This window comes from Kribbella sp. NPDC005582, assembly GCF_040605415.1.
Lineage (GTDB): Bacteria > Actinomycetota > Actinomycetes > Propionibacteriales > Kribbellaceae > Kribbella.
The window spans coordinates 193928-219430 of record NZ_JBEXCU010000009.1 but is presented as its reverse complement, the minus strand read 5'-3'; the positions used below and the strand labels follow the sequence as shown (position 1 = coordinate 219430).

General features: G+C 65.2%; 20 protein-coding genes. 11 read left to right on the top strand and 9 right to left on the bottom strand.

Features of this window, described 5'->3' with window-relative positions; all coding sequences use genetic code 11:
- Nucleotides 1-3: 3 nt before the first annotated feature.
- The 4 genes from ABZS29_RS36725 to ABZS29_RS36710 all read right to left on the bottom strand — a co-directional run bounded on the left by ABZS29_RS36725 (nucleotide 4) and on the right by ABZS29_RS36710 (nucleotide 8362).
- Complete coding sequence (locus tag ABZS29_RS36725) at nucleotides 4-1794, bottom strand: UvrD-helicase domain-containing protein (protein ID WP_355469372.1); 1791 nt, start codon at nucleotides 1792-1794, stop codon at nucleotides 4-6.
- Nucleotides 1791-6533 carry a DEAD/DEAH box helicase family protein gene (locus ABZS29_RS36720; protein WP_355469370.1) on the bottom strand — a complete coding sequence of 1581 codons (4743 nt, stop codon included), beginning with the start codon at nucleotides 6531-6533 and terminating at the stop codon, nucleotides 1791-1793. Before ABZS29_RS36720 ends, ABZS29_RS36725 begins: the two co-directional genes overlap by 4 nt.
- A gap of 179 nt (nucleotides 6534-6712) precedes the next feature.
- Nucleotides 6713-7045 (bottom strand): hypothetical protein, encoded by a 333-nt coding sequence (locus tag ABZS29_RS36715; protein ID WP_355469368.1) that lies wholly within the window; start codon nucleotides 7043-7045, stop codon nucleotides 6713-6715.
- 201 nt (nucleotides 7046-7246) lie between these two features.
- A complete protein-coding gene (locus tag ABZS29_RS36710) occupies nucleotides 7247-8362 on the bottom strand; it encodes a DNA cytosine methyltransferase (RefSeq protein WP_355469367.1) in 1116 nt (371 codons plus the stop codon).
- A gap of 121 nt (nucleotides 8363-8483) precedes the next feature.
- On the opposite strand from ABZS29_RS36710, the gene ABZS29_RS36705 reads away from it, so the two are divergent.
- The 9 genes from ABZS29_RS36705 to ABZS29_RS36665 all read left to right on the top strand — a co-directional run bounded on the left by ABZS29_RS36705 (nucleotide 8484) and on the right by ABZS29_RS36665 (nucleotide 19167).
- Complete coding sequence (locus ABZS29_RS36705; protein ID WP_355469365.1) at nucleotides 8484-8978, top strand: very short patch repair endonuclease; 495 nt, start codon at nucleotides 8484-8486, stop codon at nucleotides 8976-8978.
- A 512-nt stretch (nucleotides 8979-9490) separates the two neighbouring features.
- Nucleotides 9491-11638 (top strand): Z1 domain-containing protein, encoded by a 2148-nt coding sequence (locus ABZS29_RS36700; RefSeq protein ID WP_355469363.1) that lies wholly within the window; start codon nucleotides 9491-9493, stop codon nucleotides 11636-11638.
- Nucleotides 11639-11643: 5 nt separating this feature from the next.
- Complete coding sequence (locus ABZS29_RS36695) at nucleotides 11644-12657, top strand: PD-(D/E)XK motif protein (RefSeq protein ID WP_355469361.1); 1014 nt, start codon at nucleotides 11644-11646, stop codon at nucleotides 12655-12657.
- A gap of 65 nt (nucleotides 12658-12722) precedes the next feature.
- A complete protein-coding gene (locus ABZS29_RS36690) occupies nucleotides 12723-14510 on the top strand; it encodes a hypothetical protein (RefSeq protein ID WP_355469359.1) in 1788 nt (595 codons plus the stop codon).
- A 68-nt stretch (nucleotides 14511-14578) separates the two neighbouring features.
- Complete coding sequence (locus ABZS29_RS36685; protein WP_355469357.1) at nucleotides 14579-15403, top strand: hypothetical protein; 825 nt, start codon at nucleotides 14579-14581, stop codon at nucleotides 15401-15403.
- Entirely contained in the window at nucleotides 15403-16179 is a 777-nt protein-coding gene (locus ABZS29_RS36680) for a DUF6339 family protein (protein ID WP_355469356.1), read from the top strand. The genes ABZS29_RS36685 and ABZS29_RS36680 overlap by 1 nt, the downstream gene beginning before the upstream one ends.
- A gap of 114 nt (nucleotides 16180-16293) precedes the next feature.
- Nucleotides 16294-17604: an ATP-binding protein gene (locus ABZS29_RS36675; RefSeq protein WP_355469354.1), complete on the top strand. Its 1311-nt coding sequence runs from the start codon at nucleotides 16294-16296 to the stop codon at nucleotides 17602-17604.
- On the top strand, nucleotides 17589-17963 hold the full coding sequence (locus ABZS29_RS36670) for a TIGR02391 family protein (protein WP_355469352.1): 375 nt from the start codon (nucleotides 17589-17591) through the stop codon (nucleotides 17961-17963). The genes ABZS29_RS36675 and ABZS29_RS36670 overlap by 16 nt, the downstream gene beginning before the upstream one ends.
- 196 nt (nucleotides 17964-18159) lie before the next feature.
- On the top strand, nucleotides 18160-19167 hold the full coding sequence (locus tag ABZS29_RS36665) for a WYL domain-containing protein (protein WP_355469350.1): 1008 nt from the start codon (nucleotides 18160-18162) through the stop codon (nucleotides 19165-19167).
- On the opposite strand, the gene ABZS29_RS36660 is transcribed toward ABZS29_RS36665, so the two are convergent.
- Nucleotides 19164-19760 (bottom strand): hypothetical protein, encoded by a 597-nt coding sequence (locus tag ABZS29_RS36660; protein WP_355469348.1) that lies wholly within the window; start codon nucleotides 19758-19760, stop codon nucleotides 19164-19166. The two genes, ABZS29_RS36665 and ABZS29_RS36660, sit on opposite strands and share 4 nt — an antisense overlap.
- Nucleotides 19757-20113: a hypothetical protein gene (locus ABZS29_RS36655; RefSeq protein WP_355469346.1), complete on the bottom strand. Its 357-nt coding sequence runs from the start codon at nucleotides 20111-20113 to the stop codon at nucleotides 19757-19759. Before ABZS29_RS36655 ends, ABZS29_RS36660 begins: the two co-directional genes overlap by 4 nt.
- Nucleotides 20114-20201: 88 nt before the next feature.
- Between ABZS29_RS36655 and ABZS29_RS36650 the strand changes: the two genes are divergently transcribed.
- The gene (locus tag ABZS29_RS36650; RefSeq protein WP_355469344.1) at nucleotides 20202-20519 is read left to right on the top strand and encodes a hypothetical protein; all 318 of its coding nucleotides are present in this window, start codon (nucleotides 20202-20204) and stop codon (nucleotides 20517-20519) included.
- A 149-nt stretch (nucleotides 20520-20668) separates the two neighbouring features.
- Here ABZS29_RS36650 and ABZS29_RS36645 read toward each other — a convergent pair whose 3' ends face one another.
- The gene (locus tag ABZS29_RS36645; RefSeq protein ID WP_355469342.1) at nucleotides 20669-21799 is read right to left on the bottom strand and encodes an epoxide hydrolase family protein; all 1131 of its coding nucleotides are present in this window, start codon (nucleotides 21797-21799) and stop codon (nucleotides 20669-20671) included.
- Between the two features lie 61 nt (nucleotides 21800-21860).
- On the opposite strand from ABZS29_RS36645, the gene ABZS29_RS36640 reads away from it, so the two are divergent.
- Nucleotides 21861-22856, top strand: coding sequence for a WYL domain-containing protein (locus ABZS29_RS36640; protein ID WP_355469341.1), 996 nt, complete (start codon nucleotides 21861-21863; stop codon nucleotides 22854-22856).
- On the opposite strand, the gene ABZS29_RS36635 is transcribed toward ABZS29_RS36640, so the two are convergent.
- Together ABZS29_RS36635 and ABZS29_RS36630 are read right to left on the bottom strand one after the other, a co-directional pair.
- Complete coding sequence (locus tag ABZS29_RS36635) at nucleotides 22853-23500, bottom strand: response regulator transcription factor (protein ID WP_355469340.1); 648 nt, start codon at nucleotides 23498-23500, stop codon at nucleotides 22853-22855. The two genes, ABZS29_RS36640 and ABZS29_RS36635, sit on opposite strands and share 4 nt — an antisense overlap.
- Entirely contained in the window at nucleotides 23497-25482 is a 1986-nt protein-coding gene (locus tag ABZS29_RS36630) for a histidine kinase (RefSeq protein ID WP_355469338.1), read from the bottom strand. Before ABZS29_RS36630 ends, ABZS29_RS36635 begins: the two co-directional genes overlap by 4 nt.
- Between the last annotated feature and the right edge of the window lie 21 nt (nucleotides 25483-25503).

The window sequence follows — 25503 nt, the reverse complement described above, 5'->3', positions numbered from 1 at the left end:
AGGTCAGTCATCTTCCGTCGTTTCCTTCCAGTTGAGGTCGAGCAGCCCGGTCACTGTCGGCGCGAGACGGAACCCGTGTCGACTGGTGGATCCCGGCCGCGGATCGACAACCGCCGTAGCGATGCTCTCGACCTGCGCTTTCCCCAGAGACGGCCATGATCGGCGCCTGCGTTCGAGAGTGCCCGTACGAGATGCCAGGTCCTCACCGAACCGACGTGACGTGCGGCCAACGGGGATCCCGCTGTGTGTGATGACGTAGACCGGCACGGCGAGTGTTGATTCACGACGATCGAGGTTGATCTCGAGCGGGTCGCCGGCCGAAACGGCTGTCGCCAAGTGCAGTTCCGCCTCCGCGGCATCGGTGGAGACGGGCTCGACATCTCCGACCCCGATCTCGAAGCCGGACGTCTGCCAGTCCTTGTATCCGCCCTTGTACCAACGCTCTGCATGAAGACCCGGCTTGCGGAACCGGCGTAAGAACCGATCGTCAGGCCCGTTCGCGCGCACGAGCAGCCGTCGCGCGCGGGTCAGCGAGACGTAGCGAGCACGGAGCCGTTCGCCTGGATCCACGTCCTCTCGCCAGGCGTGCTCGGGGAAGTCGACAAGAACGACGTTGTCGAACTCGAGACCCTTCGCGCGGTGGACGGTCGAGACGACGACAGTCGTCGCCGGTTGATCCCCGAGTTCAGGGGGCAGCGGTCGCGAGCCACGAAGGCGCTGCGCGAGGCGCAACAGATCGATCTCCGTGCCTCTTCCCCGCTCCACTCCACGCAGCGCCCGCCAGATGAGCGCCGAGTCGAGCTCGGGAGAGCGCTCGGCAATACGCTTGTCGAGCTCGCTCCGGGCAATCGTGTCGGTCGCCACATCACCTAGCAGCAGAGCCACCCAACCGGCGATCACCCGCTGCCGAGTACTGCGACGAACCTCGACCACCGTGCGATTGCGCAGAACGCCTGCCACCAGGAGAGCCTGGCCGTTGGTCTCGGTCAAGAAGGCGGTCCGTCCTGTCCAATGCTCGGCGAGATCGATGACATCCTCAACGGTTCCCACCGGCACGACCGCGGCATAAAAGTCTTCGAGCAGGCGAGGGTCGCCACCGGGCAGAGCTGCCGAGCGCAGCGCCGCCGCGGCCTTGGTGTCGCGGCTTGCTGCACGGTACTGCCCGGTCAGGTGTCTGATCTGGATCTCAGGCAGGGTTTCAACGGCGGCCACCAGCGCGGTGGACGACATGGTCGAGAGCGGCTTGCGACCGTTGCCGTTCGCGCGCAGCTGGAAGTCGTAGATCCCTTGTGCCGGATCGCCGAGCAGCGAGAATCCGGCCGCTGCCGGTAACTGTTCGATGATCGCCAACAAGAACTCCGCTCGGACGCCGACGATGTCCTGTACCTCGTCGACGATCAGATGGTCGAGATCGTCGATCCGCCCCCAGGTCTCGTCGCGGAGCAGCCGTGTGGCGAGCGCGATACGTCGGTCGAAGCCGAGGTTCTCGAAATCCTCCGTGCTGAGCTCACGCAGAAGCTCACCTGCCAACGAATCCATCGTCTGAACACCGACCGGTCGCGTACCCACTCGGGCTCGAAGTCGGGCATCGGCAGCATGCACGGCGGCGTTGGAGAAACTGATGACCAGTATGCCGTCGACGGGATCGATGTCCTGGTCGTCGACGAGGTGCTCGATCAGGGCGGATACGACTTCGGTCTTCCCCGAACCGGGGCCGGCGATGACGATCTGACGCGTGTCGGCGGCGATGTCGACAGCTGCGAGCTGGCTGTCGTCCAGCTGGCGCTCGATCATCGCTTGCTCCACAGGTACTCGAACTCGTTGAAGGCGAGCAGATCGCCGTACTTCTCAAAGTTGTCCAGCACGTTGACGATCAGCACTTCCTCGGAGCCGCCGTTCTTCGGCCCACGGAGACCACGTCCGATCATCTGCTGATACACATTCGGACTGAAGGTCGGCCGCGCGACGTACACGGCCTGCACTCTGGGGGCGTCGAAGCCCTGCGTCAGGACGTTGTAGTTCGTCAGCACCCGGATGCGTCCGGCCTTGAACTCCTCGATGTAGTGGCGTCGGGCGGCGGACTCGGTGTCGGCCGACACGGCCATGGCAGGAATTCCCCGGTGCGAGAGCAGGGCGGCGAGAACGCGCGCGTTCTCGACCGACGGCGCGAAGGCGAGCACCGTCCAGTCGGCAGGCTGGGCTGCGATCGACTGCACGACGCGGAGGGTGCGCGTGAGGTCGGCACCGAGACGTTCGACAACTGCCGATGGGAGCCGCCGCGTCTGTTCGATCTCTGCCACGTCCGACTCGGTCAGGTGGACATCCGTCCCATCGAGAATTTCGTGTCGTACCTGGGCAAGTACGCCCATGTCCTGGAGTTCCTCGTACGGATCTTCCTTCCGAAAAGCTCCGCGATCGAGTCGGTTCTTGCCGTAACGACCCGCCAACCGCTCCGTTTGCTCCGCCGAGGTGCCACGGAACGGCGTCGCCGTGAGGCCTATCAACGGTTTCCGCTCTTCGGATCGCACGCGGCTGCTGCGGCCGAGCCATTCCAGCACTCGTGTGTACGACGGTGCGATCGAGGCGTGCGCCTCGTCGACCACGACGACCGAAGCCTCACGCAGCCAGTCGTACTCGTCGCCCGATCTCGTGGTCAACGAATTCAACTTGTCGATGGTCGCGATCACCAACTGAAAGACGCCTGGTTCTTCCGACACCTCGTTGGCCGCCCAGAGCCGACCGAGTCGCATCGGCAGCTGAGGACCGATGGCCCGCCACACGTGGGTCCAGGTTTCGGCAGCCTGCTCGCACAGTTCGTCGGTCTGGGCGATCCAGACCAGCGGAACTCTTGTCGAGACGTCCTGTTCGCGAACGGCGTTGACGAGTGCCTCGACCGTGACCCGAGTCTTTCCCGCACCCGTCGGCAGCGACACCATCCCGCGATCGGGACCTACACGCCGTAGCAGCCCGGTGATGCGCTCGGTGACGAATTCCTGAAAGTCGTGGAGGGGGCTGAGTACCGCCGGACCGTCGATCATCTCGACCGCTGCACGAGTGCCTTCGGGAAAGCCTGCCCAGTCGGGCGGGAACCCCAGCGAGGCGACCCACTGCCGTGTCACACGCCGCCCGGCCCACTCTCGAGGAGGCTCCAGCCCGCGGTCCTCGAGGGCCGGCCGCAGCTGCTTCAGGATGCCGACGCCGTGAACGGCGCGCGCCAATGCCGCGACCTCCATCGGGACGGCGCCGCCGCGATCCTGATCGAGGATCTCCAGCGCCTGTGCAGGCACGCAGCGCCGTAGGGCGTCAGAACCTACCGCGGCTACGAGACGTGCGTCGTCGTCGGCAGCACGCTTGATCTCGTTGCGCAGGTTGTTGGTGGCCGCCTGCTCCATCTGCCCGAGGACCTTCTCGATGCCTGCCTGACCGAGCTCGAGCCCGAGGACCGAGGAGATCTGCGCGAGCTGGTGCGGCGACGACGTTGCGGTGACAAGCAGCGTGTCGCCGTCGCGGCGGGCATGGATCGGGTGTGCAACTTGCCCTCGTGGGGTGGCGATCATTTTCACGATTCGACCCGCAGGCTGGAGCTTGAGTTCCTGGTCGGCCAGATCGAGATGGAGCTTCAGAGGCGGGTAGATGTCGGTGAGGTAGCTCCATTCACCAGATGTCTCGATGAGGATCTCCTCCTGTAGGAGATCCTTGCCCCTGGGCATTTTCCATGCCTCGACGAAGCGCTCGACGTCATCATGATCGACCGCCAACAGTGCAGGGACCTGGGCCTCGAGCATCGACTCGTAGACAGCTGGTTCGTCGGTGACACCGATGTTGCCGACATCGACCGACTGGAGTTGTGTTCCGACCCGAACCACCAACTTGTCGCAGGTCATCCGTCCGGGCAGCCAGGAGTAGAAAGCAGCACGCCGAGCGTCGTCGTCCGGTCCGCGCCATGTGTCAGCCGTCTCCTTGAGCGCCACCCATTCGGTGGTCGGCAGGTCCTCCGGGTCGGACTTGACGGCCAATGCGTTGGCCCATTCCTCGGACAATTCAACGGCCGGCAGAATCGCGGGATCCACGGCATCGCTCGCCCTCAGAACGGCTGCCACGGGGCGGATGCCGAACTTTGTCGGTAGGCGACCGTTCCGGGTGAGGAACCATGTCTCGGGGGCGCTCACCGTGCCTGATCCATACCCGGCGTTCGTCGCGTGGCGTACATGCCATCGAGTCGGAACCGGCCGGGACAGCAGATGTTTGGTTGCCGCCGCAACGCCTTCCAGGCTGAGCGACAAGAGGGGGGCCAGTGGCCAAGGTGGCGGCGCGCCCTTCATCCCAGGAGTGACCTGAATCTTCGAATGCTCCGGTTTGCTTGCGTTGCCGGATTGAGATTTGACGAAGACCTCTCGCATCTCGTCCTCGTAGACGCTGAACCAAGCTTCTCGTGGAGCCTTGTGGCGCCAAACCGGAGCGTCGACCGCTCCGAGCTCGGCCAGCAGATCCGTATCGTGAGCATGGAACCGCGGGTCGATGAGGCGGTCGCGGTCACGGGTGGCGTCCGCGGGGATGATTCGGCCTGCCAGATAGACCTGACCGACCGGGAGCCAGGTCCCGGCTGCAGTTCGTACTCGCACATGCTGTTCGAAGTTTTCGCCGAGATCCTCGCCGAGGATTCGGATCGCGGTCTCCATCGGGATCTCACGCAGCACACCGAAGATGCCGGGCCAGACACCTGCTGGGTTCTTGAGCCCCGCTGACGTCCTGGCCAGGGCGAGCAACCGGTGAAGTTCTCCACTCCGGTCCATGACGACGATTCCCAGCCTTTGCAGCGCATCGCGCACTGCCGGCATCGCAGCCAACTCGGGATCGACGAAGTCCACGTTCGACGTCTGGTCACCGTCGACGCGAACGAACACCTGCCCCTTGGCAGGCGCTCTCAAGTCGCCGTCCTCGAGACGAATTATTTCCGCTTTGCGCACACTGCCGAGCGCTTCAGCAACCCTTGGATCCCTCGCAGCCTGCGCGTCGTCCACGATGCGTGCTGCCAGGAGAATCGCTGCCGCCGAGGCAGCGACACTGCCGTCCGACACCAGGGCCTCGAGCCATTCGTCGACGCCGGTGGCACTCTGTGCGTCGCTGTCGTCCGGACGGTTCGAGAGCATCAGTCTGGCGACTTTCTTGCGACGCTCAGGACTGCTGTAGGCGTTAGGGTGCAGCCATTTGTCGACAGGAGCGTTGTCGATCGCGGCCCACTGTGCCAACCACTCCGCCGGAACGTCGCCGACCCACTTCAATGCCGCCGGCGTCTTCAGGACATTGTTGCCGTCGGGCAGGGACGGAACACTTCGCAGCCGGCGGAAAATCGGTTCGTTGATCTCGCGATCGACCCAGTTGCGAGGTTCCAGGCCTCGTGCCGGCATGGCGTCGATGGCCCCCACCGCCTCGGCGGTTCCGCTCATGACCTGGATCGCGTCGCTGAACAGCTTCGGCACCTTCTCGAGGAGCTCGTGATTGAACGCTCCTTCGAGCAGGCCGGTCCGGTCGTCGCTCAGCTTCCACGGCGCGTTGACCAAGCCTGACAACGTGGTTTCGAAGTGAGTCGGGAAATAGGCCCAGAACCTTCCGAGCCGAGCGCTCGGCGGAATTGGCAAGGCGTACTGCACCTCGACCTGCCGGCGAGCTGCGACATGTCCACCTTCTTCCCGCGCCGCTGGACTGGGGTGGTGAACCTCACGAGTCATCGACCAGCGAGTCGTTCGTCCACCGGATCTGAGCAGCACGGTCCGATCAGGCAGGACCTCCTGATTGATCGTGCGATCTGCCGGGCCGGGTTTCGCGCCGGCAACGGTGTTCCGGTCGCCGTGCGCGAGATTCCGCAGTCGTGCCTGGGCTATGTGGGGAGAGAACAACACGAACTCCGCGGGGAACTGGTTCAAGCGCTCCGACAGCCGGTGGCACGGCACCGACAAGGGAAGCACGATCACCGTGCTCGCCCACTCCATGAAATCGCGCAGATGACTGTCTCGCCCACTCTCCACACCCGGGTCGAGAGTGCGAGCCAGCCGCATCGTCGGATACCGAGGAAAATCGAAGCCGGCATCGCCAAGGGTGCGGGCTGCCCAAACCTTGTCGAAGCCGAACGACACCGTGCGACTGAGGACCGTCGGTCGTTCGGAGATCGCCAGGACCGACTTGAAGCCGATACCGAACTTGCCGATCTTCTGATCGTCCTTCGTGGAGATGTCCGAGGCCATGATCGACCGGACCCCTTGCTCGTCGAATGGCTCGCCGTCGTTCGCGACGTACAGCGTGTCCTCGGTCAGGAGCACCTCCACCCGCGCACCTCCTCGGCGGGCCGCATCGGACGCGTTTTGAAGCAGCTCCTCAAGTTGTCTGGTGGCGTATCCCCCCTCGGAGATGCGGCGCTCGTTGTTCGCGTCCTGGAGGACGCGGCTGCGGTCCTCGGAATACACGCTCAGGCAGGTCTCCGTCTGCTCGCGCACGATTTTCGCCAGTCCTGTACCGCCGCGCTCCCAACCCTGCACGCCGACCTCCGTCTACTACAACGAGCCCGTCACCGACCCCGAATCCTGTGCCCGCCCGGATCGATGACCCGATGCCGGCTCTGACATGAAATGCCGCACCGACGTCACGCGGCGCACACTCGGCCGAGCCCACAAGAACTCGGCATGAAGTCCGGCGCCGACAGGACGCGAATGCCGATCTACTCGTCGTCCGCAACCGCTAAGTTCGCCGGTGCCTCAGAGGCGGATACCGGAGCCTTGGGAGGCAGTGCACCAAGGCCGACTTTGTCGAGAGCCCGATGTATCGTCCCGCGGAGACTCTCCGTCATCTCGCTCACTGCCTGGAAGTAGGCGAGCTGCGCGGCGGCACCCCCGGCAGCTCCTGCCCGGCTGTAGCCGCCCCAGACCTCGAGCTGGTCGTACGTCTCACTCCTCAGGCGGAGCACCCAGAACGTACGACCGTGCTTGCGGACCGTCCAGTACGATCCGTCCGCGGTGTAGTTACGGTATCCGTTGGTCTTCTTCGCGGCCATTTGCTTTCCCCCCACAGGAATCGGCGCGACGGCGAGCGCTGGTCTCGCCGACTACCCCTGGCACTATGCACTGGCTACGTTGTGCTGCCAAGGGGGTAGTCACAGATAGTTATCTTCGACGCCTGGATCTTCTGAAGGGTCGCCGAGCGGCAGATTCGGCCTTCACCGAAACGTGTCCGAGCCCATCGAACACGGAGCTGCTCAACTCCCCGCTGGGGACTCTGCGGACCCGGCGCTCATGGCTGTCGAACGCACCAGTGGCGCCCCTGCTTTCGCGTCGGCCCAACTTCGGGTGACGGCGTCGTCGAGCGATCCGGCATCGATTGTTCGGCCGAGCGCGGAGGCCAAGACATGGACGGCCAGCCGGGGCGGTATCGCGTTTCCGATCTGCTGGGCGATGTCACTTCCCGACCACGGATAGTCGCTCGGGAACGTCTGCAACATCCCCGCCTCCGGAAGGCTGAATCGCTCGATGTTGCCATCAGCCGTCTGCACCCGGTTGCGAGAGATCTTGCCGGTCACGGTCGCTGCCGGCTCGTCGGATCTACGGCGACCGCGGAGCTTCGGATTTCCCCCGGTTCCGTAGTTCGAGATCACGGTGAAAGGTGTCGCCCTGTCCAGTGCCTCGCCCATCGTCTTCCATGGAAGAAGAGACTTGTCGCCTTCGTCGCGAGGAACGCCTCGCCTGTACTGGCGATGTGTCGGAACCGGCATTCTGGCCTCGGCGTTCCGGCGCGCGATCAGGATGGCGCGCCGTCGAGTCTGTGGTACTCCGAACTGTTCGGTCCGAAGAATTTCGCACTCACAGCTGTAGCCGATGTCTCTCAACACATCCCGGACGGCGCGCCAAACCGGCAGGACGGCCGGGACCTGCTCAAGAACGAGCGCGTCGTAGGGAGCGCCGTCCCTGTGCGCTTCGAGGACCCAACGAAGCGGTTCGAGCACCAACCCGGTTCGCTCGTCGAGATTGGTGAACACGTCCGTGACGTCTTTGCCGGACGCCATACTTTCGGCAGCCGTCAGAACCTCGTTCATGGCGCGGCGACCGACACCGCTACCGGCGACAGTGTAGGTCTGGCAGGGTGGCCCGCCGGTCAAGATCCTTGCATCAGGGAACTTCTTCGGGTTGAACTGGCGGACATCGCCCTGTTGGGTCTGAAGGTCGGCCGCGAACCGGGTCGCGCACGCGTTGCCGTCCCACTCGATGCCGTCGACGGCAACGCCGAGCCACTGTGCCGCTACGTCCAGTCCACCGGGTCCTGCGAACAGATCCACCATGTGCAGATTGAGAGGTAGACCGTGCTGATCCCGGGTCATAGCGGGCAAGTATAGGGTCCTTCCGGCGCTCGACGATCACGAAACGCCGGCGAGGGATCCGAGTCGGCTCGGCGGTTTCGAAAGACACATCCCGAGGCATCGTGAGAGGTTGGACCACGTCATGAACGTGGAGCGAGCGAGTGCCGAGGCGACCGGCGGAATCGCCGGTGAACCGCCGACGTCGCCGTTCGCGCTGGTGACCTCGGCGCAGACGTCGGCCAGGATGTCTCGCCAGGCGCGCCGCGACACGAAGCCCGAGGTCGAGCTCCGCCGACGGCTGCACCGTCTCGGCTACCGCTACCGCGTCAACAGTCCACTTCCTGGGATGCCTCGTAGGCGCGCGGACATCACCTTCGGTCCGAAGAGACTGATCGTGTTCGTGGACGGGTGTTTCTGGCACGGCTGTCCGGAGCACGGCACCAGTCCGCGCAACAACGCAGCCTGGTGGGCCGAGAAGCTGAGGAAGAACGTCGACCGTGATCGGGACACCGACATCCGCTTGAGGCAATCGGGGTGGACCGTCCTACGGATCTGGGAGCACGTGGAGCCGGAGGAAGCCGTCCGCCAGGTTGTCAATGCCTTGACTACCGAGGGGGATTCAGGTGACTGTACGTAACGTTCGAGCCTTTGCGGCGATATAGGTGCCGGGGCGTCGCGAGCCGGCGGAATCGTTGGGTGGATGAGAGAGATGTCGGTATGGGCGAGATGATCGATGACCTGGATGCCAAGTACGAGGTCTTCGTCGATCTCCTGGACACCAAAACGCCCGAGGACGCTGTCAAGGCGCTGGAGATCTTCCAGGTCGAGGATCAGGTGATCCAACGGATCATCGAGCGGCACGAGCAGCGGGTCGTAGCGATCCGTGAGATGGAAGAGCCTCGGGCCGTGGTGCTCGACAACCGGTACACCTGGTACACGGGTCTGCGTCCACAGGACAAGTGCTGGCCCGCGCTCGTCAAGCAGCTGGAGATGTCGGGGTGGAAAAAGGATCCTGCGATCGATGCGCTGGACGCTGCGTCGACGCGCGTCGTGTCCTTGCTGAACCACCCACGCGAGAAATTGTTCGCGACTCGAGGCCTGGTCGTCGGGTACGTGCAGTCGGGCAAGACGACGAACTTCACGGCCGTGATGGCGAAGGCGGCCGATCGCGGATACAAATTGTTCATCGTGCTGGCCGGTATCCACAACGGACTCCGACGTCAGACCCAGAAGCGCCTGGTGCAGCAGTTGGTGGAGCAGAATCCGACGCGTTGGGCGCAGCTCACCGACCTGGACAAGGACTTCGTTCCTCCGGCGAACGCTGCTTCCTTCTTCGGAAGGACGAACAAGACGCACGTCCTCTGCGTCGTCAAGAAGAACGCGACCGTGCTCCGAAAGTTCGCGGACTGGCTTGCATCTGCACAGGACTACCTCGCCGACTGTCCGGCGCTGATCATCGACGACGAAGCCGATCAGGCGACGGTCGCCACGAAGTCGATCAATCCGCTGATCCGCGAGATCCTCGGGACCCTCCCGAAGTCTGCCTATGTCGGGTACACCGCCTCGCCGTTCGCGAATTTGCTGATCGACCCGAGCGCCGAGGACCTTTACCCGAAGGACTTCGTCGTCAATCTGCCCAAACCACTGGGGCACTTCGGCACCGAGGTCGTATTCGGCCGCTATGCCTTGGACGGCGAGGACCCGGAGGATGTCGACGACGGGTACGACATGATCAGGACCGTTCCGGCTTCGGATGTGGAATGCGTTCGGCCGCTGAAACGGTTCGACGTCGACGGCTTCGTACCGGAGATCACGGATGCTCTGCGTGACGCGGTTCATTACTTCTGGCTCAGCACGGCCGCCCGCCGTGTCCGCGGCACCGGAGTCCCACACTGCACGATGTTGATCCATACCAGTGTCAACACCGTCGTTCACCAGCGGTTTCGGGCACCGTTGGAGGCACTGCGCTCGAAGCTGTCGGCGGATCTGCGCTCGGGCATGGTGCCAGGTGCCCTACGTACGCTGTGGGAGAAAGAGGTAACTCGGGTCTCCGCCGAAGCGTTCGGCGAGAGGACCATCCGGTTCGACGAACTGCTCCCTGAGCTCGCCGGTGTCCTCGACGACTGCCGCATCATCATGGACAACTCGAGCAGCGAGGATCGCCTCGACTACGACAGCGGACCCGTCGTAGCGATCGCTGTGGGCGGCAACACGCTGTCTCGAGGTCTGACGTTGGAAGGGCTGGCTGTCAGCTACTTCGTTCGAGCGGTATCGGCCTACGACACTCTTCTGCAGATGGGGCGATGGTTCGGCTATCGCGACGGATATGCCGACCTGCCGCGAATCTGGATGACCGAGGAGCTGCGGGACTGGTTCCGCCACCTGTCGACGGTCGAAGCGGAGATGCGTCGCGACATCGACGTCTACATGACCGAGGACAAGAACCCTCTGACATTCGCGGTCAGGCTTCGAAAACATCCTGCGCTCAGGGTGACAGCCGCAGCGAAGATGAAGGATGCGGTCCCGGCAGCGTCGGCGTACGGCGGACAGCGGGTCCAGACGCGCTACTTCCGGCTGGACGAAGCGTGGCTTCTGCGGAACCAGGATGCCGCGAACGAGCTTGTGGAGCGCGCGCTCGCCACGGGACGGCGCGATGCCCCGACCGAGGAGGGTCGCCATGTCATCAGAGGTGTTCACAGCGACGACGTGCTCACCTTCCTCGACGCGTACCAGTTCCACGAAAAATCCCAGGAGTGCGATTCCGGGCTTCTCAGGAAATACATCGAGAAGCGCCGAAGGACAGGGGCGCTTCACGAGTGGAACATCGCGATCGTCGGCAACTCCACCAAGGCGGCGCCGGGGACGTACACCTTTGCTTCGGGCGTTACCACGGGCACGGTGATTCGCGCCCAACTCGGAGCTCAGGACGACGCTGGTTCCAGTCTCGATCGTGCGACAGCTGACATCAAGACGCTGATGAGCCGGCGCGATGCAGCGATCGATCTGGATGGCGATACGAGCAAGTTCGACGAGCAGCGGATCAAGAAGGAGCGCCTGCGGCAGCTGCCCGACACGGGACTTTTGGTGCTGTATCCCATCGATCGGATCTCGCAGCCTGCACCGGGTCGTACATCGCGTTCGGCCTTGAAGGCCGATGTCGACGTCATCGGGGTCGGTCTGGTCTTCCCGCAGCCGGGGGTGGACAGCGAGGTCGAGTGGGACTACATCTCGGCAGATCTCTCCAAGATCGACATCGAGGTCGAGGACTTCGCTCCTCTCGATGCGCCTGCGGAGTGAGAACGATGTCGTTGCGGGCGGTCATGCAGGACCTTTGGATTGCGCTGGGCGGCAGTTCGACATCGAACGCTGATCGTCTACGCGTCGTGGACACTCCCGTCACATCTGCTGCAGGCACGCTTCTCGCCGCCTTGGACGACTCTGGGTGTCGCCACCTTCTAGTACCTGTGTCCGCGGACCGGGTTGTGCGCGGCGGCCTGAACGGCCCCGCGCTGGTCCTGCGCAAGCGCGCGCTCGAGGACGGTGGTGATCGGCAGACCTTTGCCGATCTCAGTTGTCTCCGTAGGGATCTCGACGACGTATTTACCGGCCTGTGCGCAGATGTCCTCCGAAATGTCGAAGAAGACCCACGGGACTCGCTCAAGGTTCTCTACGGGCGACTCGACAGTTGGCGGGCGCTCTTCCGGACATCGAGCCAACTGTTGGGGCCTGACCAACAGGCTGGGCTCTTCGCGGAACTGACTGTGCTCGTGGATCTCCTCCGCCGGGACCCGAGCGCTCACCGGACGTGGACCGGGCCGACGCGGTATCGCCACGACTTCCTCGGAGGCAGTCGCGCGATCGAGGTCAAAGCGACGACGGTTTCCGACGGGCGTCGAATCAGAATTCATGGGCTGGACCAACTCGAAGCGCCGACCGACGGCTTACATCTGTACTGGATCCGCCTCGAGAAAGGTAGCCGATCGGCTCGTAGCCTCAACAGCATCGTCGACGAGGCGCTGAAGCTCTGTGACGACGAGGCCGACCTGCGCACGCGACTGGCGGCTGCCGGCTATCAGGTCGTCGATCACCGGCATTACGACGAGCCACGGTTCGCGGTGGCGGAGCAGCGCCGGTACTTGGTCGGCCCGGACTTCCCCCGGCTGGTTGCTGGTGAGCTCCAGGAAGCCGGGATCTCGGTCAACGTCACCGACGTCCAGTACACGGTCGACCTGTCGAGCGAACCTCCACTTCCGCTGTCGGACGAGCAGGCCGACGAACACGCTGCCGCGATGCTGAAGGACGGCGAGAAATGGTGACTGGTTGGCTGTCCCAGACGTTTCCACCCGACGGCGCCAGCGCTGCCGAAGGGATCAGGAACCAGTTGGGGCGGCCGGAGCTGGACCTTCTGACGATCTTGGTTCGCGAGGCCGCCCAGAACTCGTGGGACGCGCGGGTCCGAGGGCGGAACGAGCCCGTCGATTTCGAGATGGAATTCGGATCGGTCAGCGCGGCTCACCTCGCGTCGTGGCGTGAGCTGCTGTTGCAGAATGCGCCGCTCGAGCACCAGTTGCCGCTCAGAGGCGCGTTGCGGCGCTCCGACATTCGAATTCTCAGCGTTTCGGACAGGGGAACGTCCGGTCTCGGCGGGCCTACGCGAGCGGACGTCGCCCAGGGCGAGAACCATGACTTCGTGTCGTTCGTTCGCAATATCGGCGAACCGCGCGATACCGAGCTGGGTGGCGGGACCTACGGGTTCGGCAAGGGGATCTTCTATCTCGTCGCAAAGGCCGGGGCGGTGCTCCTGCACACCCGATGTGCGACCGACGAGGGTCTGCAGACCCGCCTGATCGGCTGTGCATTGTGGAAGAGTTATATCGGTCAGGAGAATGCCGAGGAGAAGCGCTACACAGGACGTCACTGGTGGGGAGACGCGTCGAGCGGAATCGTCGAGCCGTTGATCGGTGAGGCAGCCGACCAGGTGGCGCAACGCCTCGGGCTGAGGCCGTTCGGCGTCGACGAGACCGGGACGACCGTCGTCATCATCGACCCTGTCCTGGACGATCTCGATCCGCAGCAGGCCGCGGAGTACGTAGCGGAGACGATCGCGTGGCACCTGTGGCCGAAGATGTTGGCAACCGATGGTCGGCGGCCGCCGATGAACTTCAAAGTTCGTTGCGACGGCGCTGAGGTATCTGTTCCCGATCCGGAGAGCACGCGACCGCTCGACCTCTTCGTCGCTGCGTACCGACAGCTCGCGGTAGGAGGGGCGCAGACCCTTGCATGCAGGAGCCCGAAGAGGACTCTGGGACAGCTGGGGCTCGCGAAAAGGCTCGGTCCGACCGTCGAAGCCACCATGGCCTCCTTGACCGCCGGTATCGACGGTCTTGTGCACCACGTCTGTCTGATGCGTCCGGCAGAGTTGGTGGTTACTTACCACAAAGGACCCAAGCCGCCCAGCGAGGTTCTTTCCTATGCCGGCGTGTTCCGTGCCGACACTGGCATGGACGATGTGTATGCCCGCGCTGAGCCGCCGACCCACGACAGCTGGAACCCCCAGTCGCTGCAACTCCCTGAGAGCACGTTCGTGCGCACCACGTTTCGCCGCATCGGAGAGGCCTTGGAAGGACTGCTCGAGTTAGGCGGGGCCGCCCGTGGCGGTTCTTCATCGATCTCCCTTGGGGCAGCAAGCGGCAGATTCTCCTCACTCGTAGCCGGTGCCGATGGCCTTGGTGGTGCATCGGACTTCAAATCCGGCACTGGCCGTGGCGGACAGCCTGCGGGCGGACGAGGATCGGGTGGTTCTGGGGGCGGCGGACGCGGCACGGCCCGACCGAGCCGGGTCGAGTACGTCGGCGACCCGTACCTCGACGAGCGAGCCGGCCGGACGGTGGTCGTTCAGGACTTCCGCCTCCCGGAGCAGGGAGAGTACGACGTGCAGGTCGAGACCGCCGTTCTCGCCGGACCCGGTACTCGGGAGACCGAACCGCCGATGGGCGCGGAGGTGCCTGAGCTTCTCGGATGGGAGCGAACCGACGGTCGGACCGTCGAAGGCCCGGTCCTCCGCGCTGTCGGTGGTGACGGGTCGACGTGGCGTGTACTGGTGCGCCCGGCCTCGGACACGGTGACCGAGCTCGACGTGACGGCACGATCCTCGGCGGGTCCGCGATGAGAAGACTCTCGCTGCCCTACCGACAGCCGCCGGCCGATGTGATTCGGGCCGGCGGATGGATGCTCGTGATGGACGAGGAAGAGATAGAACTGCCGAGCAGTCTGCCGGACTGGGACTATCGCACGAATCTCTGCCTTCGGCGAACTGTCGAGATCGACGCACGAGCACTGCGAGCGGGAGCAGCGCTGGCACCGGATGCACCGATCGCGCTCGCGGTCGTCTGGACGGCGAGTGGGTCCGGCCTGCGGGCATCGGCGTACCGAGCTCCGGTCAAGGCGGTGGACAACGAAACCATCGATCTCGAGGTGCGGATCGCCGGAGCGGACCTGGGAGGGCTGCTGGCGCTCGAGACCGTGGTCGTGCTGGACAACCGGACGGCAGATGCTCCGCCCGTCGCGCCTCGGCGTGCCGGCTCGGTCCTGTGGCGCGATCGTTGCGAACTCCGTCTTCAAGGGGATGCTCCTCAGTTCCCTTTGGCCGTCGTCGACTTCGGGAGAACCTCGTTCCCGAACGATGCCGGTTGGCATCTCCAGATCTCATCGAACTTCGCGGCCGCGACGATGGGCGCCATGTTGCTGCTGGTCAATGAGCGCAACACCGTGGCCATGTCGGCCTTCCGGAACGCTGCGAAACCCCGAGCCGTTGACAAGGTTGTGCTGTCCGCGGTTTACATGGACGTTGCTCGGACAATGATCGAACATGCGCTACGGTCGGATGAGTTCTCGGACACGTCCGAGTACGACGACGACACGTTGGGGGCAACGCTTCTGAGCTTGGTCGGGCAGCTCTTTCCCGGCAGTTCGATCGCTGATCTCAGGCTCCGTATGGAAAGCGCGCCGGCACACTTCGCATCCGAGATCCAGGCCGCGGTCAAAGTGTTCGGAGACGATTAATGGGCATTCTGTATCCGCGTCTTCTCGCAGAGCAGGCCAAGACGCTGCACGAGCTCTACCGGACGCTCGAGATCGTGGAACTCAGCAGACGTCACAGCACCACGCACGACCTGAGCATCTTTGCCGCCGTCGGCGGTGACAGGGCCGGCGCCGATGACCTGTCCGCGCTTCGCACCGGGGTTGTTCAGCTGGCCGCCGAGCACGGGTTCCCAGGTGAGTCATCGCGAGAAGCGCGCCGCGACTTCGACATTCGGCTGGCCGAGTTCCTGCATTCAGGAATGCGCATGGTCCCCGCTGAGGCCGCCGCAGGAGACGTGTGGGCGTTTCTCGCTCTGATCGTCCTCCCAGATGTCGCCTACTGGCGTTATCCACGTCCGCCCGGCGACCGGGTGCTGGCGACGGACATCACCAGGCACGTGTTCGGACGACTCTGGTGGCGAGCCCATTTGGTGTACTCGAGTGACGATTCCGGCCCGTACGACGCGCTGGGAATTCTCGGTGAGGCGGCGTTCGACCAGATCTACGCCCGACGGAGGGCGTTGGGAGGCAGCCCGCATTTGGTCAAGGCGATTCTGCGGACCTGGACAGGTCTCGACCTGGCAGATCTCGACGAACGAGACGTCCTCCGAGGGTTTCTCCAACGGCTGTTGCGACTGAGTCCGTTCCTGGCCTTCGACGCACTGGAGTCGGGCCCGCTCGATGCCGAGCTTCGTGTTGTCGCCCTGGAAACAATTGCCGCGATGCAGGCGCAAGCTGTCGCGGGCAAAGGTGCTTGACACGCCAGAGCGACGTATGTGTGAGATGCCCTTTCGATAGCTTTGGTCCGTCGACGGTGCAGTGGTCGTCGTGATCGGTACCGGAGTGCCTGTCCGAATTCGAGGATGACATCGGTGACTTCCCCTCTGACTCTGCAGTTCGACCCGCTCACCATCGAGCACCTGGGCTACAAGATGTACTCCCATCTGCCGAACGCTCTGGCAGAGTTGATCGCCAATGCCTACGACGCCGATGCGACAAAGGTCAAGATTCGTCTCCGCGACGCGAACGGTGAGCGGGCCGTCGTCGTCGAGGACAACGGGCACGGCATGGGACTCGGCGATCTCCAGGAGAAGTATCTCCGGATCGGTCGGAATCGGCGAGCCGGCGGTGACGATCGGTCCGAGTCGGGGCGCCGAGCAGTTGCCGGAAAGAAAGGGCTGGGAAAGCTGGCGCTGTTCGGTATCGGAGAGACGATCCTGCTGACCACGAAGCGGCAAGGAACGCCGGAGGAACTGCGGGTAGCGCTCAGCTGGTCGGAGATCAAGAACGCGACGGGTACGGAGTACCACCCGCATCTGTCGGCGCATGCGGCCGCGCCGGAGTCGCACGGTACGTCTGTCGAGTTGACGCGGTTGCACCGCCGTACGCCCGTCAATGCGCGTGAGCTTGCACAGAGCCTTGGCAGGTTGTTCGGCTACCTGGACGACGACTTCACCATCGAGGTCATCGACGCCGCAGGGACGAGCAGACCGGTCGACCGGGATGCACGGCTGGACTCGCTGGACCGAGACATCGAGTGGCGCGTACCCGAGGATCTCTCCGACGACCTGAAGGCGAAGCTGCCGAACGACCGGATTCGGGGCCGGATCGTCGCGGCGGCCAAGCCGGTTCCCGCCGAACAGCGCGGCGTCGCTCTGTACGCACACGGTCGACTGGCGAACGAGCCGGAGTTCTACGGCGTTTCCGAGTCGAGCTATGCCTTCTCCTACTTAACCGGCTACCTCGATGTGGACTACGTCGACGACGGTACGGCGGACGTCATCTCGACCGACCGCCGGTCGATCAGTTGGGACGGGGATCTGACGGTCGAGCTCAACCAGTACATCCAGCAGTTGTTGCGCTGGGCCTCGCTCGAGCGTCGAGCTGCGCGCAAGAAGGCGTCGAAGGAGCGGATCGAGGCGCGGCACGATGTCGACCTGGAGGATTGGGTCGGATCGATCCGAACCGAGGAACGTGACGCCGTCGGCCGGGCGGCTGCCGTTCTGACGTCCGCGGACTCGGCACTCGACGACCGGGATCGCGACGTTCTCTTCGAGAGTCTGAGGTCCATCGCGCCCGACTACGCAGATCTCCATTGGAGGCATCTGCACCCTGCGATCAAGCAGGTCTCTGAGGCGTACTACCAGTGGGACATTTCCATGCGGCGATGTCCGAAGCGTTGAAGCGGTTCGTCAACGACATCCGAAAAGCCATCGGGAGCGACGGAGAGAACGCGACAGCCATCGTCAACAAGGCGTTCAAGTTCGACAGCAACCCTCCTCAGATCGACGTTGCAGGTTCCTATGCCGCGGCCGGGTTCGACGGGAACACCTTGACCGCTCTCCGAAACGGACAATGGAGACTGTCCGACGGTGTCGTGGCGGCGTTTCGCAACCCTCTCGCTCATGAGGAGGAGCTGCTCCTGATCGAAACAGAGGCGATGACGTACCAGGACTGCCTGGACGCGCTGAGCATCGTCTCCCACCTCTACCGCCACTTCGAGCGAGCTCGCTCGTCTGCCGCCGACGAACCGTCGACCTGACGGGTTCGATCGTCTACTGGGCCAGCTCCATCTCCCGGCGTTGAGTTCGATCGCGGTTCCGCCTGCAGACCGATGGGACGCTTTCAGCAGGCCGGGCCGGCTTGGTGACGTGGGTGTGAACGGTATCGGCCCACTGCGCCGCGGTCCTAACAGATTGTGGAAGTGAGCTCGCCGCGATGGGTGGGAGGATCGGGCCATGTTGGAGACGTCGGCTCGGTTGTTGCGGTTGCTTTCTTTGTTGCAGGTGCGGCGGGACTGGGGTGGGGCGGAGTTGGCGGGGCGGTTGGGGGTTTCTGCGCGGACGGTGCGGACTGATGTGGAGCGGTTGCGGGTTTTGGGGTATCCGGTGGAGGGGCGGCCGGGGGTGGCTGGGGGGTATCGGTTAGGGGCTGGTGGGGAGTTGCCGCCGTTGCTGCTGGATGACGAGGAGGCGGTGGCTGTTGCGGTGGGGTTGCGGTCGGCGGCTGGAGGTGGGATTGCGGGGATCGAGGAGACGTCTGTACGGGCGTTGGTGAAGTTGGAGCAGGTGTTGCCGGCGCGGTTGCGGAGGCGGGTGCGGGCGATTTCGGCGGCGACTGTGGCGGTAGGTGGGGGCGGGCCGCAGGTGGATGCTGAGGTGTTGACGGCGGTGGCTGGGGCGATTCGGGATCGGGAGCGGTTGCGGTTCGAGTACGCGGGTGAGGCCGCTGCGGGGGCCTGGGGGACGGCGCAGGACGGTAGTAGTCCGCGGGAGGGGGAGAGCGTCAACCAGTCAGCCGCTCAGGAGGTGGAGCCGCATCGGCTGGTGTCGTGGGGTCGGCGGTGGTATTTGGTTGCTTGGGGCAATGAGGGGTGGAGCTCGTATCGGGTGGATCGGATGCGGATCAAGACGCCTAATGGGGCACGGTTCACGCTGCGGGAACTTGGCGAAGAAGAAGCAGGAGATCTAGTACGGCGCTCTGTCGGGGAAGCGTCGTGGCATTACCGGGCTCGGGTCAAGGTCAACGCGTCGAGTCTCTATGTGCAGAACCGGATGCCGATGCCGATCGAGCCTGAGGTTGTCGACGACGACACGTGCATCGTCGAGCTGGGTTCGGACAATCCGCATCAGTTGGCGCTGTGGTTGGGACTCATGGACGCGGACTTCGAAGTACTGGATGCGCCGGAGTTGGCGGAAGCCGTGCGGGCGGTCGGCGATCGATATCACCGGGCCGCGGGAGGTTAGCGGCTGCGCTCGGGTGGGTCGCCGCGGTGGCGGCCTGTCATCGGAGGGCCTGAGGGCTGCGGGCGGGTGACCGCACCTCGGGCAGATGCGACGTCGCCGGCGGCGGCGAGCGCCGTACGGATGTCTGGTGTGAGCGCGAAGCGAAGCGGCGCGGGCGGTGCGGTGTACGTGACCGGCTGCATGGAATGCAGACGAACTCCCCGCTCGCGGCCGAGGCGGTTGGCAGTGACCTCGAACGGGCGGTCGTCCTTGCGAGGTTCGAAGGCTAGGACCTGCCGGTACGGCGGGCCCCCGTCCTCCGCCTGGAACTCGCGGTAGATGAGCCGGTGTGACGGCCCGAGATCATGGTCGCCACGAGACTCGGGAATCGCGGAGAGCTTGATCTCGGCGCAGTCGCTGAGGTCGTGGGTACGAAAGCCGAGACGCTTGCCGGCGAAATGCTCCTCCTGCCCGTTGGCGATGGCTCGGAGCCCGAGTTCGAGGGTGCGGAACTCGCGGTCGCGCAGGCCGCCCGGCTGAGTCTTTGCAGCCAGGCGCAAAGCGGTCAGTTGGTGCAACACCTCCTGGCGGACTAGCAGGCGGTACGACGTCATCGCGGCTTCGGCAGGTCGGATTCGTCGATGGGGTCGAGGTTGAGCCCGAGTTCTTCGGCGACATCCTCGATGGGGATCGAGGGCTGCGGGTCGGCGAGTCGCTGACGAGCGGTCGTGTAGGTCGCGTCGAAGCCGTCCGAGTCTGTGGCCAACGCTTCGAGACGGCGCCAAAGCTCGAACGGTACGACGACCCCCTCCGGCTGGCCGGCGTCGCCGAAGATCAGCGGCTCGGAGTGACCAAGCCGGAAGCGTTCGAGCATCTGCGGGAGCAACCCACCGGCGACCGATGTCTTGATGACCCAGACTCGCTCGCCGTCCGGTAGCAGGTACGGCGTTTCGTCGTCGGTGGCCATGGGGTTCCTTCCAGTCGCGGAGCGTCGTCTCAGCATAGGAGGACCCGGCTGTGAGAGTTTGGAGTTATCCACAGGGTTGGAGGACTGGATGGGTGAAGGGCGCTGGGTGTTGGTGCGGGCGGGGGAAGGGTTGAAGCCGAAGGCGTTGCAGCTGCTGCGGCAGGAGTTGGCTGAGCAGGACTTGCCGACGCAGGCGATGCCGGGGGAGGCGATCGCGGTCGGGCTGGCGGGTGGGGTGGCGCCGACGGTGGTCGGTGTGTTGCGGGACTGGATTCATCGGCGGAAGAGTCCGGAGCTGGTGGTGTTGACGATCGGGGCGGATTCGCTTGAGGTACGGCGGGCCACTGTGGACGACCAGGCGCCGACGATCACGCAATTTCTCGCCGGCAGTCAAGGGAGCGCTTGAACGTTGTGGGGTGACCCACCCCGGCGTAGCGTCGAAGCGACGGCGGGGTGACTCGTCACAGAAAGCTTCGCCCGGAACTCCCCTCCAGATGGGTGGAGCCCAAAGGAGCCCGGAGTGCCATGCACCCCGGGCTCCCTCGTTGAGCGGTCCTACAGGTTGCGGAAGAACTTCCGCAGGTCGGCGGTGACGTCGTCCGGACGCTCGAGGGACGCGAAGTGGCCGCCTTGGGAGAAGGTGGACCAGTGGACGATGTTGGTGTTGTCGCGGTCGGCGAGTGAGCGGATAGTCTTGAAGTCGTCGGCGAAGACGGCGACGCCGGTCGGGGCGTGGTTGAGCTGCGGTTCGGCGGCGGCCTTGGCCTCTTCGTAGTGGTAGCGGCCGGCGGCGGCCGAGGTGTTGGTGAACCAGTAGAGCGAGACCTCGGTGAGGATCTGGTCGCGAGTGACCAGGCTGGTGCCGTTGCCGAAGCTGTTGAAGAGTTCGTTCCAGGCGAGCTGGCCGACCGGCGAGTCGGAGATGCCGACGGCAACGGTCTGCGGCCGGGTCGAGTTGATCGCGTTGTACCCGCCGACCGACTGGAACCACTGCAGGTGCTCCAGCGCCGCGTAGTCCTCCGGCGTGAACTTCTCGAACTCGGCCGGGTCACCCGACGGGAACGAGAACAGTTGCAGGACGTGCAGACCGAGGAAGCCTTCGGGGTTCATCAGGCCGAGCTCCCGGGCGATCATCGCGCCGCCGTCGGAGCCATGGACGCCGTACGACGAGTAGCCAAGCCGGCGCATCAAGGTGTCGAAGGTCTTCGCGGCCCGGGCCATCGTCCAGCCGCGGTCGACGAGCGGCGTACTGAATCCGAAGCCGGGGATCGACGGGACGACGACGGAGAACGCGTCCTCGTCCGAGCCGCCGTGCGCGGCCGGGTCGGTCAGCGGCTCGATCATGTCGAGGAAGTCGACGAACGAGCCGGGGTAGGTGTGGGCCAGCAGCAGCGGCGTCGCGCCCTCGACCTTCGACGGGACGTGGATGAAGTGCACGGTCTGGTCGTCGATCTCGGTCAGGTAGTGCGGGAACTCGTTCATCCGCGCTTCCTGGGCGCGCCAGTCGAACCCGTTCCGCCAGTAGTCGACGGTCTCGCGCAGGTAGTGGTTCGGGGTGCCGTAGTCCCAGTCGTCGCCCGGGGCCGGCTCGGGAAGCCGCGTCCGCTCGAGACGGGCTTGCAGATCGTCCAGGTCACGCTGGGCGATGTCGACGGTGAAGCTGCGGATGCTCTCGTTCGTGGTCATGGCTTTACAGTAGGATCCGTATAGGAACATTAGGTTCCTAATCATCCAGGGAGTTTGGCCGATGTTGGAGACGTCGTCGCGCTTGCTTTCGCTGCTGGCGCTCCTACAGACGAGGCCGGCCTGGACGGGCGCCGAGCTGGCCGATCGGCTCGAGGTCACGACGCGGACGATCCGGAACGACGTCGACCGGCTGCGCGAACTCGGGTATCCGGTGGATGCGATGCGCGGCCCGGCCGGTCACTACAAGCTCGGGGTCGGAGCGAAGCTGCCGCCCCTATTGCTGGACGACGAGGAGGCGGTCGCGGTCGCGGTGGGGCTGCGGACCGGCGCGGGGCTCGCCGGGATGGAGGAGAGCAGCGTGCGCGCTCTCACCAAGCTCGAGCAAGTCCTGCCGCATCGGCTTCGACGTCAGGTGAAGGCGGTTCACCAGGCGACATCACAAGGCCCGGAAAACACCGGATCGAACGTCGAAGCGCCGGAGATCGACCCTGCCCTGCTGAGCACGATCGCCGCCTGCATCCGCGATCAGCACTACCTGCGGTTCGACTACGAGGTCCCGCCGGAAGCGCTCTCCCGTGACGCCGGCTCCGGCCGTACGTCGAACCTCCCGCTGCTCGTGCAGCCGTATCGTCTCGTGAGCTGGCATCGCTTCTGGTACGTCGTCGCTCGCGACGAGCACAACGAATGGCGCACGTACCGGGCCGACTGGATGTCGTTGCGGATGGCAACGGGTATGCGGTACGACGCGCGCCCGATGCCGGACGACGACTACACCGACTTCGTCCTGCGTGACGTCGCGTCGACCGGCTGGAAGGTGCACGCGCGGATCACGGTGTTCGCGCCGGCCGCGGAGGTGCTGAGCCGGATCCACGCGGCCGTCGGTGTCGTGGAGGCGGTCGACGAGGAGACCTGCGTCCTGGTCACCGGTTCGGACTCGCTGGAGATGATCGCCGTGTACGTCGGGATGCTCGGACTCGACTTCCGCATCGATGGCCCGCCCGGTCTCGTGGAGCACCTGAGAACGCTCGGAGAGCGCTATCTCCGTGCGATCTCCTAGGCCGGATCAGTACCGAGGCCGGCGTTGCGGGCCTGGATGATGGCGGTGGCGCGGTCGGCGATGCCGAGCTTCGTGAAGATGGCCGAGACGTTGTTGGCGACGGTCTTCGACGCGAGGTGCAGGCGGTCGGCGATGGCCGGGTTGGACAGGCCGGCCGCGAGCAGGTTGAGGATCTCGCGTTCTCGGCTGGTGAGTTCTGGGAATGGTGCGGCGGGCCCGGCGGGTGGCGCCGCGAAGAAGCCGAGCACACGGCGGGCGACGCCCGGGCCGAAGATCGCTTCGCCGGCGGCGACCGCGCGGATCGCTCGGGCGATCTCGTCCTGCTCCGCGCCCTTCACCAGATAGCCGCGGGCGCCCGCCCGCATGGCTGCGAACACCGAGTCGTCGTCCTCGAACATCGTCAACACCAGTACGGCGACCTCGGGCGCGGACCGAGCCAGTTCGCGGGTCGCGGCGAACCCGTCCAGATCTGGCATCTGCAGATCGAGAACAGCGACGTCCGGCCGGTTCGTGACCACTTCGCGAACGGCTTCCCGTCCAGTCGAAGCAACCCCGACCACCTCGATTCCGGGCAGCGACGTCAGCAACGCCGCCAACCCAGCCCGAACCACCGGATGATCATCAGCCAGCACGACGCGGATCATGAGGCGTCCAAGGGAAAACGGGCGCGAACGAGGCCACCGGCGGGAGTCGGTCCGGCTTCGAAGGCACCGCCGAGTTCGGCGGCGCGTTCCCGCATGGCGTGCAGACCGACGCCGGGACGCCACGCGCCGTTGGGCGGACCGTCGTCGGTCACCTCGACCTCCAGGTCGTTGCCACACCGCAACGCTAGTACGGCGGAGGTCGCGTTGGAGTGCCGAACCACGTTGGTGAGCGCTTCCGTGGCGATCCGGTACGCCGCCACCTCCAGCGCCGCGGGCAGTGCGGGCAAACCCTCCGCCGCGACCTCGACCTGGATCGACGCGCCGTCCGCGCGGAACGTCAGCTGATCAGCTCGCTGCTGCAGCGCACCGACCAGTCCGAGCTCGTCCAAGGCCGGCGGACGGAGGTCGTCGACCAGACGCCGTACGTCGGCGATCGCCGTACGGGTGTCGGTGCGCAACGTTGTGAGCAGGTCTCGCGCTTTCAAAGTATCGACGTCGATGAGGTTCGCCGCAGCGTCCGCGGTGAACGCCACCCCGGTCAGCGTCGGACCGAGCCCATCGTGCAGATCCCGGCGAATTCGCCGGCGCTCCTCTTCCCGTGCTGCAACGAGTTTCTCGCGTGACGACTGCAGTTCGTTGGACAGCCGAGTCGCGTGGACCGCAACAGCCAGCGGTACGGCGACCAGTGCGAGCACATCGCGGTCCGCGGCCGACAACGCGGACTCTCCGGACCGTACCCCGATCAGCAGCTGGCCGACCGGCGTACCGGCGTACTCGAGGTTCAGCGGTACGACGCTCTCCGGCGCGGTGCCGTCGGCTGCGATCACCGTGCCGTCGACCGCGAGCGCGGTGTAGGGGAAGCGGAGGCCGGAGCGGATCGCGGCGACGACGCCGGGGAGACCGGCGGAGAGCTGGGCGCCGACCCGGGAGGCGATTCGGGCGGGATCGTGGCGATCACCATAGAGAGCGCGATCTACGAGTTTCTGAAGGCGGGGCAGGATCGGGGCGATGATCAGCGCCACCAAGACGGTGACCGCGGCCGGGCGGCCGACGCGGGACGGGATCAGCGCACCGAGGACGGCCGCGAGCCCTGCATAGGACGCGATAGCAACCAATGTCAGCAGACCCCAAGTCAACGCCCGGGATACGACCAGCCGGATGTCGAGGAGTTGGTGCCGGACGATCGCGACCGCGACGGCGATCGGAATCAGCGGGATCGCCAGCAGGACAAAGATCGGGGTACCGGCGATCAGGCCCCACGGGGTGATGAAGAGCAGCGCGATGACCGATGCCAGCAGCAACCATAAGAGTTGGCGGCGGCCGGCCTCGTCGGCGTGCCGGAAGCGGATCACCAGACAGGTGATCGCCAGCCCGACCGCGATCAGGTTGCGGATTTCGGTGGCGGTCCACAGCGGCTGCAGCGCGGCGTACGAGGGGATGGTCAGGTATCCGCGGGGGAGACCGTTGGAGATCGGCTCACCGCTTCCGACCATCTCGATCACGAAGAGTGGCGCGGTGACGATGATGCCGAGCGAGACCCAGCGCCAGCGCGGAGAGAGCGGTCTCCCGGTGGGAAACAGCAGCAGCGCGAGTGGCAGGAACAGCCCGATCGACCACGGCCACGCCAGCATGGCGACCGTGACGACCAGCCGCTGAGCCGGGAGCGGAGCACCTGCATCGGCCAGAACTGGTGCCAGCGGGCCGGTGAAGGTGGTCGTCGCGTGACCGATGCCGTCGGCAATGAAGAGCCAGCCGATCGGGTTGCTCGGTCGGTGCCACGCGATCACCGCGCCGCACAGCCCGAAGGTGACGCCCATCAAGCCGTTCGTCACCACGAAGCCGTCGAGCATCTGCTGCCAGCCCCAGCCGGCCATCGCCGACAGCACCAGCCCGAGCACGACCTCGGCAACCACCAAGGCAGCCAGGCTCCCGGCCAGACCGCGCCGGGAACGCGCTCTGGGTGCTCCCGCGCGATCGGTCATACCGGAAGTGTGCGCCCGAGA